Origin of the sequence: Bacteroides sp. 2_2_4 (assembly GCF_000157055.1) — a bacterium.
Taxonomy (GTDB): domain Bacteria; phylum Bacteroidota; class Bacteroidia; order Bacteroidales; family Bacteroidaceae; genus Bacteroides; species Bacteroides ovatus.
Genome location: NZ_EQ973357.1, coordinates 163,897 through 178,075, shown reverse-complemented (window position 1 = coordinate 178,075; position 14,179 = coordinate 163,897). Strand labels below are relative to the sequence as shown.

The 14,179-nt window shown below is 39.6% G+C and carries 7 protein-coding genes; all 7 read left to right on the top strand.

Translation table 11 applies throughout. The features are described from left to right. Nucleotides 1-33: 33 nt before the first annotated feature. The 7 genes from BSCG_RS20710 to BSCG_RS20740 all read left to right on the top strand — a co-directional run bounded on the left by BSCG_RS20710 (nucleotide 34) and on the right by BSCG_RS20740 (nucleotide 14,105). Nucleotides 34-1,383 carry a DUF1080 domain-containing protein gene (locus BSCG_RS20710; protein ID WP_004302557.1) on the top strand — a complete coding sequence of 450 codons (1,350 nt, stop codon included), beginning with the start codon at nucleotides 34-36 and terminating at the stop codon, nucleotides 1,381-1,383. A gap of 166 nt (nucleotides 1,384-1,549) precedes the next feature. Next, complete coding sequence (locus BSCG_RS20715; protein ID WP_074704420.1) at nucleotides 1,550-2,344, top strand: FAD:protein FMN transferase; 795 nt, start codon at nucleotides 1,550-1,552, stop codon at nucleotides 2,342-2,344. A gap of 305 nt (nucleotides 2,345-2,649) precedes the next feature. Then, nucleotides 2,650-5,931 carry a SusC/RagA family TonB-linked outer membrane protein gene (locus tag BSCG_RS20720; protein WP_004296579.1) on the top strand — a complete coding sequence of 1,094 codons (3,282 nt, stop codon included), beginning with the start codon at nucleotides 2,650-2,652 and terminating at the stop codon, nucleotides 5,929-5,931. A gap of 20 nt (nucleotides 5,932-5,951) precedes the next feature. Next, complete coding sequence (locus BSCG_RS20725) at nucleotides 5,952-7,994, top strand: RagB/SusD family nutrient uptake outer membrane protein (RefSeq protein ID WP_004296578.1); 2,043 nt, start codon at nucleotides 5,952-5,954, stop codon at nucleotides 7,992-7,994. 172 nt (nucleotides 7,995-8,166) lie between these two features. Further along, the gene (locus BSCG_RS20730; protein ID WP_004296577.1) at nucleotides 8,167-11,121 is read left to right on the top strand and encodes a glycosyl hydrolase 115 family protein; all 2,955 of its coding nucleotides are present in this window, start codon (nucleotides 8,167-8,169) and stop codon (nucleotides 11,119-11,121) included. Between the two features lie 26 nt (nucleotides 11,122-11,147). Continuing rightward, nucleotides 11,148-12,944 (top strand): exo-alpha-sialidase, encoded by a 1,797-nt coding sequence (locus BSCG_RS20735; RefSeq protein WP_004296576.1) that lies wholly within the window; start codon nucleotides 11,148-11,150, stop codon nucleotides 12,942-12,944. Nucleotides 12,945-12,992: 48 nt separating this feature from the next. Beyond that, entirely contained in the window at nucleotides 12,993-14,105 is a 1,113-nt protein-coding gene (locus tag BSCG_RS20740; protein WP_004296575.1) for a glycoside hydrolase family 105 protein, read from the top strand. Nucleotides 14,106-14,179: the final 74 nt, after the last annotated feature.

The following is a 14,179-nucleotide window of genomic DNA, read 5'->3' as shown; positions in this document are numbered from 1 at the left end:
ATATAAGGGAGTGGGAAAGACTAATCAATGATTATGAAGAAGAATATCGTATTAACTTTACTTTTATTCTGTGCCGCTTCTTTAGGTGCACAGAATTGGGAACCTCTTTTCAATGGAAAGAACCTGAAAGGATGGAAGAAATTGAATGGCAAAGCCGAGTATAAAATTGTAGATGGTGCCATTGTCGGTGTATCTAAAATGGGAACACCCAATACTTTTTTGGCAACGACAAAGAATTATGGTGACTTTATCCTTGAGTTTGACTTCAAGGTCGATGACGGTTTAAATTCCGGAGTACAGCTTCGTAGTGAAAGCAAGAAAGATTATAAGAAGGGTCGTGTACACGGTTATCAGTTTGAGATCGATCCTTCCAAACGCGCTTGGTCAGGTGGTATCTATGATGAGGCACGTAGAAACTGGCTTTATCCTTTGACGCTGAATCCGTCGGCAAAAACCGCTTTTAAGAATAACGCATGGAATAAAGCCCGTATTGAGGCTGTAGGTAACTCAATTCGTACTTGGATAAACGGAGTACCTTGTGCTAATATCTGGGATGATATGACTCCTGTGGGCTTCATTGCTTTGCAAGTGCACGCCATTGGAAATGCGGCAGATGAAGGTAAAACAGTTAGTTGGAAAGATATCCGCATTTGTACGACGGACGTAGAACGCTATCAGACACCGGAAGCGCAAGCTGCACCGGAAGTGAACCTGATTGCCAATACGATTTCTCCGAACGAAGCAAAAGAAGGATGGACTCTATTATGGGATGGCAAGACTACTGATGGATGGAGAGGAGCTAAACTTTCTACTTTCCCCGCAAAAGGCTGGAAGATAGAAGATGGTATTCTGAAAGTAATGAAGAGTGGTGGTGCTGAATCAGCTAATGGCGGTGATATTGTGACTACCCGTAAATACAAGAACTTTATTCTGAAAGTAGATTTTAAGATTACTGAAGGTGCAAATAGCGGAATTAAATATTTCGTAAACCCGGATATGAATAAAGGTGCAGGTTCTGCTATCGGTTGTGAATTCCAGATTCTTGATGATGACAAACATCCTGATGCAAAACTGGGTGTGAAAGGTAATAGAAAGCTAGGGTCGTTGTATGATTTGATTCCGGCTCCTAAGAATAAACCTTTCAACAAGAAAGAATTTAATACAGCTACCATTATCGTAAAAGGTAACCATGTAGAACATTGGTTGAACGGCGTTAAATTGATTGAATATGATCGTAACAATGATATGTGGAATGCATTGGTAGCATACAGTAAATATAAAAACTGGCCTAATTTCGGAAATCCGGAGGAAGGAAATATACTTCTTCAGGACCACGGAGACGAAGTGTGGTTCAAGAACGTGAAGATTAAAGAACTGAAATAAGGTGTATTCCATGTTATTGTGGGAGATACGTCAAAATTCCTTATGATTTTTACTCAGGCATGGATTACGCGGATTACGCGGTTGCTATTTCATTGGAACAACCGTAAAATCCGTGTAATCTGTGCCTAATTTGTCCTACTATACGATGCAAGTCCCTATTCAACATATGTATAAACCATCCCATGAAGGTAATGGACTGCTTTATGCCTGGTTTCTTTCCATGCATACACGGGTGGATATTATCCTGTATAGCCAGAAAACGGAAAGAGAATTGTTGCTTGTGGTTAATCGTATTTATGACGCATTGTGCCGGTTGGAAAAGATGGCGAACTTTTATGATCCGGCCAGCGAATTGTCTTTTGTCAACCGAACTGCTCCGACTTCACCAGTTGTTCTTAGCGAAGAACTCTATTCAATGATTGATTTATGCCTGAAATATAACGGGAAGACTCTGGGGTGTTTTGATATTACAGTCCATTCGGAAAATTACAATCAGAACACGATACAATCGGTTCATTTATCAGTCGAAGATCATAGCATCTATTTCTCACAACCGGGAGTTACTGTCAACTTATCCGGCTTTCTTAAAGGGTATGCTTTGGATACAATTAAAAGCATACTGAATGAGTTTTTGATAGAGAATGCATTGATAAATATAGGAAACAGTTCCGTCCTTGCTTTAGGTAATCATCCGGTAGGATCGGGATGGAAAGTCAATAATATACTTCTTCATAATGAGTGTCTTACAACCTCCGGTAATGACTCTCCTGAACGTCGGCATATTGTTTCTCCTCGAAACGGGAAATTGGTGGAAGGCGTTCAACAGATAGCTGTGGTTACACCCGATGGAGCGATAGGAGAAATATTGTCTACCGCTTTGTTTGCTGCTGACGGCGAACAGCGTAGAGCTTTGATGGGTATATATGCACAATGTCGTGTATATATATATCCACCGTGCTGAATATATATACTCACCGTGCTGGTCATATATATCCACCATACTATATTGGCCATATATATCCAATGATACTATCTAATCAATTGCTAGGGTATAGATAGGAGCATAATTAATTGTTAACTACAGACAAATGCTCTAAAGTTAGTTATGACCTGATTTTTTTGTTTTTTGAGACAAAAATACTATTTGAGATAAATTTGCATTTGTAACTTTGTATTATAAAATTGATGTAACTATTGAAATATAACGTGGATAAAAGTAGATAGATTCAATATAAGCTTTATAATATTAACTCAAATTTATTTAGTATGAAAAACAAAAAAGAAGGTTTCACGTTTCGGGTAGGATTGTTCTTACTATTGGTGACTTTTTGTCTTGGTACAGTACAGGCTCAAAGTTCTAAAATTACGGGATATGTGAAAGATCAATCGGGTGAACCGCTGATTGGAGTAAATGTGATGGAAAAAGGGACCACTAATGGAACAGTAACCGATCTAAATGGGTTCTATAGCATTGTGGTAAAGGCTTCAAATGCTGTGTTGAATTTCAGTTATATTGGTTATAAGAATCAAGAAATCTCGGTAGCAGGTAAAAAACTGATTGACGTCACAATGAAAGATGATTCAGAGACGCTAGATGAAGTAGTTGTAGTGGGTTATGGTACGATGCGTAAAAAGGATTTAACAGGTTCGGTCGTTCAAGTTCGTCCTGATAAGATTGCCAATGAAAATCCTAAAACAGTTCAAGACATTTTACGTGGAACACCGGGATTAGTGGTAGGTTATGGTGAAGGTGATGCAGGCGCAAAAGGCGGCGGTGAGATGAAGATCCGTGGACAACGTTCCGTTTATACAGATGGTGGTCATAATAATCCATTGATTATCCTCGACGGTATGTTCTTTCAAGGAGAACTCTCGGAAATTAATCCGGATGATATTGGGCAAATAGATGTTTTGAAAGACGCGTCGGCAGCTGCTGTTTATGGAGCACAAGCTGCAAACGGTGTAATCATCATCACAACGAAAAAAGGTAAAAAAGGTAAGCCTGTGGTTAATTTCACAGCTAGTGTAGGTTTAACTCAAAAGGCTGCCTATCGTGATAGATGGCAAACTACGGACGAATATCTGCAACACTATGTAGACTGGAAAGAAAAAAACACTTATGGTGTGAATGCTGAAACAGGAGAATATGCAGCTTATTCAAGACCTGGTAATGAATATACTTCAAAGCCAGAGTATTTCCGAAATCCTAATAATTTGTCGGATGCAGTGTCTTTGGAACAGTGGCGTAATTATTCAACCAATCGGGAAGGAGAATCTGATCTTAGTATTTGGGCAAGGCGTTTAGGATTTAGATATGATACGGCTTTACTTGACAATCTTTTGTCGGGAAAGACCGTTGATTGGCAAGATGAAGCGTTTCGATTAGGTTTCAATCAAGACTATAATGTAAGCATTAGCGGTGCCGGCGATAAGGTGGATTATTACATGTCTTTAGGTTATCTGCGCAATGAAGGAGCGTTTGTCGACGATACTTATCGAGCTATCCGTGCAAACTTGAAACTAAATGCAAAAGTAACCAATTGGTTTGAAGTGGGTGCAAATATAAACTTTCAAGATCGTTCGGATGGTGAAATCGGCATGGATAAAGGTGGTTTTATGGAAAACAGTCCATATGCCATGTTGAAAGACGAAAATGGAAACTATACACAAGACCCCTTGATGTATCAATATGACCGTGCTAATGAAACAAACTGGTATTTTGAGAAGCAATATATTCAATTGGAAAAAGGGTATACTACATTGAATACTATCTTCAATGCTAAAGTAAAATTGCCTTTCAACATCACTTATCAGTTTAATATTGCGCCCCGTTTTCAATTTTTCTATGACCGTTATTTTACGTCTGCAGAAAGACCTAATTCCAATCCTAATGACCGTGGAACAAATCGGGAACAGGCCAAACGTTTTAATTGGTCTCTGAACAATACTATTACTTGGGATCAGACTTTTGCTAACAAGCACCATGTTATTTTGACATTTGTGCAAGAAGCGGAAGAACGCCAATATTGGTCAGACCGAATTGAAGCCCGTAATATTTTGCCATCTGACGCGCTTGGGTTCCATAACACCCAGAATGGAGATAAGTCTGTCAGTACATTCAGAACTGATGATAATCATCAAACGGCTGATGCATTGATGGCACGCGCATTCTATTCTTACGATGATCGTTATATGGTTACTGGTACCATCAGACGTGACGGCTATTCGGCTTTTGGGGCAAATAATCCTTATGCATGGTTTCCTTCCGGAGGTATAGCATGGTCATTCACTAATGAGGATTTTTTCCAAAAATATGCTCATATCATGAATAGTGGTAAACTGCGTGTTTCATACGGTAAAAATGGTAATCGTTCATTGGAAAATCCTTACGAAGCACTTGCCAATCTTTATCCGGGGGGTGGTAAAATGCAAGGTTATATCACTTCTTCAGGTGACTTATATTTAATGCGTTATTTGATGGCTCAACGTATGAAGAATCCGAATCTGCAATGGGAAAAAACACAATCGTGGAACTTTGCATTGGACTTTGGATTTTTAAATGACCGTATTACAGGTACATTGGAATATTATCGAATGAGTACCAAAGATATGATTATGAGACAACCTTTGTCTAACTTTACTGGATTTGAGAATATTACTACCAATTTAGGACAGGTGGATAATAGTGGTTTTGAGGTGGCATTGAATACTTTGAATATTGATAAGAAAAATTTCCAATGGAGCTCATCATTCAGTCTCTCATATAATAAAAACAGAATCAAACATTTGTTTGGTGATCGTCAAGATATAGTGGATGCCACTGGAAGTGTGGTAGGTTCAAGAGAAGCGGACTATGTGGCAGCCGGCTGGTTTATCGATAAGCCTATTAGTGCGATTTGGGATTATAAAGTGACGGGAATCTGGCAGAAAGATGAGGTTGAAGAAGCTAAAAAATACGGGCAGGTTCCTGGAGACCCGAAAGTATGGAACAATCCGGCTAACGACCAATACGATGCTGATGGTAATTTAGTAAAGGTTGTCTATAATAATGATGATAAAGTATTCCAAGGACAAACCGCCGCTCCGGTTACATGGGCATTGCGTAATGATTTCACCTTGTGGAAAGATTTAACCCTTTCTGTGAATATTTACTCTCGTATGGGGCATAAGAGTCTGGAAAGTATGTATTTGAACAATGATGACGACGGTGGCGGCATGACTTACAGATTGGTGAACAAGAATGCGAAGGAATATTGGACTGTAGACAATCCTACTAATAAATATGCACGTATCGAGGCGCAAGGCCCGGAAGGTGCAAAAGGTGCACGTAGATTATATAATCGTTCTTTCATTCGTTTAGAAAATATATCTGTCGGCTATACATTGCCTAGGGCTTGGACGGAAAAAATACAAATCGATCGTGTGAAAGTGTATGGCTCTGTTCGTAACGCAGCTGTATGGGCTAAAGATTGGGAAGGATATGGCGACCCTGAAACCGGAAATTTTGCATCTCGTATTTGGACGCTTGGACTTAATTTAACATTCTAATCTTTTAAACAGAAACGTATATGAAAAATTATATTCAAAAATATATTTGTAAAAGTGTAGCTTTATTTGTAGGCACTTCATTAATGTTGACCGGATGTTCAGAAAGTTTTTTGGATCCGGATCCTCAAACAATGTTTGAACCGGAAACTGTATTTTCTACGGAAAATGGTATAAAATCTGTATTGGCTATTTGTGACCGTCAGCTTAAACGTAATTATGTGAGTGAAGATTCCAGAGAGATGATAGCACTGCCCACAGAATATACTTTTTCAGATTTGATGGTACCGTCTGCGACTGATAAAAGCGGGTTGTTGGATAATGTTGACAATCTGTTGAGGCCGAACAGCGACCAAACTAACGAAAAAAATCTAGGACGCACAAACAGTATATACTTCTTCTGGAGACAAAATTTTGAAGGTGTTAGAAATGCTAATACAATACTTTCGTTTATTGGTAATGTACCAATGGACGAAACATTGAAAAACGAATACATTGGCCGTGCCTATTTCCATCGGGCTTATCGCTATTATTCATTAGTTTTTCAATTTGGACATGTACCTTTGTTGACAAAACTTCCGGAAGTTCCTAAGCAGAACTATCGATCTACTCACCGTGACGCTATTCTGAAAAAAATGGTAGCAGATATGGAATTTGCTGTACAATGGGTTCCTGAACAGAAAGATATGGATTATGTTGGTATGGTAAATAAAGGCGCTTGCCGTATGTTGCTTTCTAAACTCTATATGTCTATTGGCGAATTCGGGAAGGCAAAGGAACAGTTGGATATCTTAATTGATAAATCAGGCTATTCTTTGATGAAAGAATCTTTCGGAACCTTTTTTGAAGGCGGCGAATCTGTATCATGGCCCATTACCCGCAATGTTATCTGGGATTTACATCGTCCGGAGAACAAGTTGATTGCTGCCAACAAAGAAGTGATTATGGGTATGCCTAACCGGGGAGCAGCTAAAGAATCATTCATCCCGATGTTGACTATGCGTATTATGTATCCTTTCTTCTTTGATAATAGAATCAAAATGCCTGATGGAAAGCAAGCTCTATTCAACTATACTCGTAAAGATGGTAAATATCGTAAAGAATATGATTATATGCGTGGACTGGGACGTGGTATATCTACATTCCGTACTACCACTTTCTATCAAGACGATTTGTGGGCTGTTAATGATAAAATGGATCAAACCGATTTGCGGCATAGTGCAGAGACGGGAAACTGGATGCACATGGAGAAACTGAAATGTAATAATCCGGATTCTGAATTTTTTGGGCAAAATATTAAGCTTTACGCAGAAGATGATTATTACAATGAGAAAAATGAACTTGTTACCCGTAAGGGAGATTTGATGTGTTCTGACACTATTCGTCGTTGGTATGACGTCCCTCATTACATTTTCTGCCTGAATGATGTCATCAATCAAGCTAAGGAAACCAATAATGGTCTGGAAGGAGCTACGGATGGCAGTATTGCTGATTGGTATTTGTATCGTTTGGCGGAAGCCTACCTGCTGCGTGCAGAAGTAAAATTCTATATCAATCCGGATGATCCAACAATCAAGGATGATATAAACATCATCAGAGAACGTGCTCATTGTACTGAATTTTATGTAGGTAAGGTTACTATCGGTGATATCATGGATGAACGTGCGCGTGAACTTTTCTTTGAAGAATGGCGTAATGTAGAGTTAACCCGTGTGTCACTCTGTTTGGCTATCAGCGGCAGAGCGGACGAGTTCGGGAATACATATAAAGTGGAAACATTCGATAAGCAATCTGGCACCGATTCTGAAGGTGGTAGCTATTGGTATCAACGTTGCATAAAGAAAGGTATGTACAACAAAGGCGTTACTATTAACGTAAATGCTACTAAAACAGATATCAATTATATCATGGGTAAACATAACATTTATTGGCCTATTCCTGAAAAAGCAATCGTTTCTAACGGAAAGGCTCCTTTGTATCAGAACTACGGTTATGATGGTTATGATCCGAATGTGCAGATATGGGAAACTTGGGAAGAGGCTGTGGCTGATGAAGACAGATTCTGATAGATGAGGAAAGCTTTCAATAATAGATAATAAATTAGCCACCGTAACTTCGAATCTCGAGTTGCGGTGGTTGTTTTTTGAACATATTCTGCTATTTATAGGTCGGTTTCTTTTATTCGTTTTATTGCTTTTTGCCTTACTTTGCGTTATCAATAGTCAATCTAATGTATATATGAAAAATAAAATTTTATTGCTGGGCTTATTTTGTTGTAGCCTGATTTCGGCAAAAGCACAAGTTTTACTCGACAAAGGAACCGGAAAGAATAGTTTTCCTATTGTTTCTTCATCAACGAATGCAGTTATCTGTTTTGATGGAAAAGATGCAACTGTAGTACGTAAAAGCGCTTCTCTTTTTGTGGATGATGTTCGTCGTGTGACGGGACAAGAGTTGAGAATAGATGAAAGCAAGCCCGGGAAAGTATCTGCGCGGTATGCGATTATTGCCGGTACTATAGGAAAAAGCGAGTGGATTGACGCTTTGGTATCGAGACACAAAATAGATACAGCTGCCATTGCCGGAAGTTGGGAGCGTTATATGATAGAAGTGGTCAATAATCCTATTCCGGGCATAAAGAAAGCAATTGTCGTAGCTGGAAGTGACAGGCGTGGTACTGCTTACGGACTTCTTTCCATATCAAAAGCAATAGGAGTATCTCCTTGGTACTGGTGGGCGGATGCTCCAATCAAACAGCAAAAACAAGTTAGTGTAAAAGTTGATAAGTTCATTTCTAAAACACCGTCTGTCAAGTTCAGAGGGATATTTATCAATGATGAGGACTGGGGACTCTATCGTTGGTCAAAACGCAATTTTGAAAAAGAACGTGGAAACTTCGGACCGAGAACGTATGCAAAGGTGTGTGAACTGCTGTTGCGTCTTCAGGCTAATTATCTTTGTCCGGCTATGCATGACGCATCCATGGCATTCCACCGTATTCCTGAAAATCGCCTGGTAGCGGATAGCTTTGCTATTGTCATGGGATCCTCTCATTGTGAACCGTTATTGTTTAACACGGCAAGTGAGTGGAAGCGTGATAAAATGGGTGAATGGGACTATATCAATAATAAGGATGGAGTCAACAAAGTGTTGAAATCACGTGTAGATGAATGTGCTCCGTTTGAAAATGTATATACTTTGGCTTTGCGTGGATTGCACGACCGGGCAATGAATGCAAGCAATAATATGAATGATAGAAAGGAAATGCTTCAGGAAGCTTTGATGGCACAAAGGCAAATGCTGGTAGATGCCATCGGTAAGCGTGCGGAAGACATTCCTCAAGCCTTTACTCCTTATAAGGAAGTGCTGGATGTATACGATCAGGGATTGGAACTTCCGGATGATGTGACTATTATCTGGCCGGATGATAATTATGGATATATGAAACGTTTGAGCAGTCCGAAAGAACAGAAACGTTCCGGACGTTCGGGAGTATATTATCATTCTTCTTATCTGGGTAAACCTCACGATCATCTTTGGATGAACACAACTTCACCCACATTAATGTATGAAGAACTCCGTAAAGCTTATGACATGACAGCTGATCGTATCTGGCTGCTCAATGCCGGAGACATCAAATCATGTGAATTTGCTGTTGATTATTTCCTGACGATGGCTTTCGATATTGATTCATTCAGTTTTGAAAGAGCGGCAAACTATCGTACCGAATGGTTGTGTGGCATGTTGGGAGATGACTATCGGGTTGAATATCAGGATGTGATAAATTCTTTCTATAAATTGGCCTTTGCGCGTAAGCCGGAGTTTATGGGATGGGGTTATCAGTGGGCTACCGACAAACACGGAAGAGAACGGAATACAGATACTGATTTTTCGCTTGCCAATTATCGTGAAGTGGATACTCGTTTGGCTGAATATCAACGGATAGGGAATATGGTAGAGAAAATCCTGAAAGCTTTGCCAGAAGATAAGAAAGCATGCTATTATCAATCATTATACTATCCGGTGAAAGGATGTGAACTATTGAACCGTATGATTCTCAACGGACAGAGAAACCGTTGGTACTCTATTCAACAGAGGGCAACTACCGCAGAACTGGAAAAAATGACTAAGGCTTGTTATGATAGTCTGGAAGTAATAACAAAAGGATATAACTCATTACTTGGAGGTAAATGGGATCATGTAATGACCATGAAACAGGGATTTGCCGCAGCCTACTTTGAACTCCCGGCTCTGCGGAAGGTAAATCTGGCATCTGCAGCCTCTTTGGGCATATTGGCCGAAGGAGAGGATATTTTGAAAGGGCAGAAGAGTTTCCATTCCCTGCCATGTTTCAACACATACTTCCGCCAATCCTATTACGTAGACGTTTTCAATAAAGGAGCGACTCCTCTGAAATGGAAAGCATCGGTTTCAGATAACTGGATTCTGTTAAGTCAGAAAGCCGGAGAAACTACCACGGAAAATCGTATAGAAGTCTCAATCGACTGGGCTAAGGTCCCGACTGGTGAGAAAGTATTCGGAACGTTGGAAATCGCATCTGATCGTGGCGAGAAGGAGAATGTTTATATTTCAGTCTTCAACCCTTCTTCTCCTTCATTAGCCGAAATGGACACTTTATTTGTAGAGCACAATGGATATGTTTCTATTGACGCTGCCGGTTTTCACCGGAAGGTAGAGAACAAAGCTATTCAAATGAGAACGATTCCTAACTTGGGAATAGAAAATACAGCTATTCAACTAGGTGACCCGACAGCCGCCCCGCAGCGGACAGCAGGTCGCAGTACCCCTCGCCTGGAATATGATTTCTATACATTCGAACAAGGTTCGGTTGATGTCTACACATACGTATTGCCTACATTTACATTAAGTAAGGACCGTGGGTATGCCGGACATGAAGCAACGAATGTGGAAACGAAATATGGAGTATGTATTGACGAAGGTCCTGTGATGAATCCTTCTACTTCTTCTTTTGAGTATGCACAAATCTGGTACGAAAGTGTGTTGAAGAACTGTAGAATCAACAAAACCACTTTGCATATCGACAAACCGGGTAAACACACAGTGAAAATTATATGTGGCGATGCCGGAACTGTATTGCAAAAGATTGTCTTGGATTTCGGAGGAATGAAGCGCTCATATTTAGGTCCGCAACCGACGAGACAGGGAAAATAGCAAGTTGAATAAAATATACTAGAGCTATGAAAAACACTTTTTTTATGTTATTTTTCTCCATAGCTATCTCATTTATAGCGTGCGGGGGCAGTGGTGAAAATGATGAGAATTTACTAGCTGGTAACGGGAATACGGAGAAACCAAAGGAGGACGAATCCCAGGAGCCTGTGGTTTGTAGCATCACACCTATTGGGGAATTGAATCAGGGGACACCTATTATAAATTCCCACGCAGATGTTACGAAACGCTCTTCATTGATGATGAACTATCGGATGCTTGTGACTATGGAATCTTCGTATCCTCGCTATCCTCGTATAAAAAAGATGAAGAATGGTGACTATATTTTGTTCTATCACAATGGTAGTGCTAATAATAATATTGGTCGGCGTTGTGTTTATGCGCTTAGTAAGGATCTGAAAACTTGGAGCAATAAAGGAGAAATATTTAACAGTTATGACATTATCGATAGCAAAGGCAATAAGAATATACATTGCTATGCTAATTGCGATGGGCTGGTGCTCTCTAATGGAGATATATTGGCAGTTGCATCTTGCAGAGCTAATTCCGGTTATCGGGATTTGCCGGAAGATGCAGGAATTGAATTAAAGCGCAGTACGGATAATGGTGTTACTTGGAGTGAACCTATCAAGATCTATCAGGGAGTTAATTGGGAACCTTTCTTGTTGGAGTTGCCTACAGGTGAATTACACTGTTACTTTACAGATAGCAGTCGTACTGGCTTGGAAGGACATGGCACAGATACAGGTACGGCAATGGTTGTTTCTACTGATGGAGGAAAGACATGGAAACCGGACTTTAGTTCTTCTCCTTATTATGTATTGCGAATGAGGTGGGAGAAAAACGGAATTGTCGGCTATAATCATCAGATGCCTTCTGTTGTGAGACTCAATGATAATAAGGGATTAGCTGCTGCTGTGGAAACCAATAATTCAGGATATCATATTTCGCTTTGTTATTCAGATAAAGACAAATGGGAATATTTGGCTGCCGACCAGGAAGGACCTGTCGATAGTAATAATTGTGTTTTCTCCGGTATGGGACCATATTTGGGACAGCTCCCTTCGGGAGAAACCGTCCTTTCGTATGAATCGTCAAGTAAATATACTCTTAAAATAGGAGATGCTACTGCTCGTAATTTCGGTAGCGCTTATCAACCTTTTTCTGGTGGTTATTGGGGATCATTTTGTATTATTGATTCACATACTTTGGTTGGAACTAATATTAAAGCGAAAGAAGGACCGGTTCAGATGGCACAGTTTGTACTTAATCATCGTATTGATGCCGTGAAAAGAAAGGTAACAATAGATGGTAACAATAAAGAGTGGGCAAATACAGATCATGCACTCTTTGTGGGCAGTAAGTCACAAGCACAAGGAACGTTACGTTGTTCGTATGATGATGATAATATTTATTTCCTGTTAGAAGTACTTGATCGAAACTTGTTAGCCTCTGATTACGCTTCCTTATACGTATCTCCTGTGAGTAATAATAAGCTGTCAAAAGGGGCTTGCTGCATACAAGTAACAATGAATGGACTGAAGAATTGTGAAATATATGATGCATCATGGAAAGAAGCTCAATTAGATGCCCAGGTCAAAACTTATGTTTGCAATGAAACAAATGAGAGGCTTATAGATGATTATGGATATATTGCTGAAATTGCTATTCCACGTTCAAAATTGACTATCACTTCCGGGCAAGTACTTGTCAATTTTTCTATTACAAAGCGAAATTCTTTAGATGCCATTTGTGATGTTGCATCTACAAGTACGGCACGTTGGATACCGGTGACTGGGTTATGATTCGGAGAATTTAATATTGAATAATTAATTATATAGAACACTACGATTATGAAAAGGAATTATTTGATTTATGCCTTATTGATGACTGTTTTTTTGAGCTCAAATGTGATTTCTGCTCAAAATTATTTTGGAGATTTTCCTGTGAAGGCAGATCCAAAGACGGTTGGAAATAAATTGAGCAGACGTTTAATGGAAACTAAACATCAACTGTATTTTGATAGAGGAATACATTATGCAGAGGTGTGTACATGGTATGGAGCTCTTCGTTTTGCAGAATTGACAAATAATAAAGAATTGATAAAGCTGTTAAGAAACCGTTTCGAATTATTGTTTCATCTGGAAAAAGAACTTCTACCTCCACCGATTCACGTAGACCAAAATATGTTTGGTTGCTTACCTCTAAGATTTTATAATATAACGAAAGATAAGCGTTATTTAGATCTGGGACTGCCCTATGCTGACACTCAATGGGAGCTTCCTGCCAATGCGAATGAAGAGGAGCGTAAATGGGATAAAAAGGGATATTCTTGGCAAACTCGTCTTTGGATTGATGATATGTATATGATTACTATTGTGCAATCTGAGGCTTATAAAGCTACTGGTGATCCTAAGTACATAAATAGGGCTGCCAAAGAAATGGTTCTGTATTTGGACGAATTGCAACATCCCAACGGTCTTTTCTATCATGCACCGGATGTGCCTTATTATTGGGGACGTGGTGACGGTTGGATGGCTGTCGGTATGACGGAGTTGCTTTATAACTTACCGGAAAAGGATCCTAATCGTGCACGTATTATGAAAGGTTACTTGTTGATGATGGATAACTTGAAAAAATATGTGAACAAGGACGGTCTTTGGAATCAGCTGATTACCGAACCGGACTTTTGGACAGAGACATCTGGTTCGGCAATGTTTGCTTATGCCATGATTGTGGGGGTCAATAACGGCTGGTTGAATAAAGAGGAATATGCTCCAGTGGCACGCCGTGCATGGCTTGGCTTATGTAATTATATTAATGACAAGAATGATCTTACTGAGGTTTGTGTTGGAACCGGAAAGAAAAACAGTAAACAATATTATATGGATCGTCCCCGCATCGCCGGTGATTATCATGGACAGGCACCGATAATATGGTGTGCTTATGCATTATTGAATAAATAAAACAATAAAAGATCGGATACAGATCTAGGAGTTTTTTTATTCATAGTGTATTGTTGCTTTTAACATAACATATA

Excerpts from the sequence above, each read along its gene's own strand:
- BSCG_RS20710 (WP_004302557.1), top strand. The coding sequence starts at position 34 with ATGAAGAAGAATATCGTATTAACTTTACTTTTATTCTGTGCCGCTTCT.
- BSCG_RS20715 (WP_074704420.1), top strand. The coding sequence starts at position 1,550 with ATGTATAAACCATCCCATGAAGGTAATGGACTGCTTTATGCCTGGTTT.
- BSCG_RS20720 (WP_004296579.1), top strand. The coding sequence starts at position 2,650 with ATGAAAAACAAAAAAGAAGGTTTCACGTTTCGGGTAGGATTGTTCTTA.
- BSCG_RS20725 (WP_004296578.1), top strand. The coding sequence starts at position 5,952 with ATGAAAAATTATATTCAAAAATATATTTGTAAAAGTGTAGCTTTATTT.
- BSCG_RS20730 (WP_004296577.1), top strand. The coding sequence starts at position 8,167 with ATGAAAAATAAAATTTTATTGCTGGGCTTATTTTGTTGTAGCCTGATT.
- BSCG_RS20735 (WP_004296576.1), top strand. The coding sequence starts at position 11,148 with ATGAAAAACACTTTTTTTATGTTATTTTTCTCCATAGCTATCTCATTT.
- BSCG_RS20740 (WP_004296575.1), top strand. The coding sequence starts at position 12,993 with ATGAAAAGGAATTATTTGATTTATGCCTTATTGATGACTGTTTTTTTG.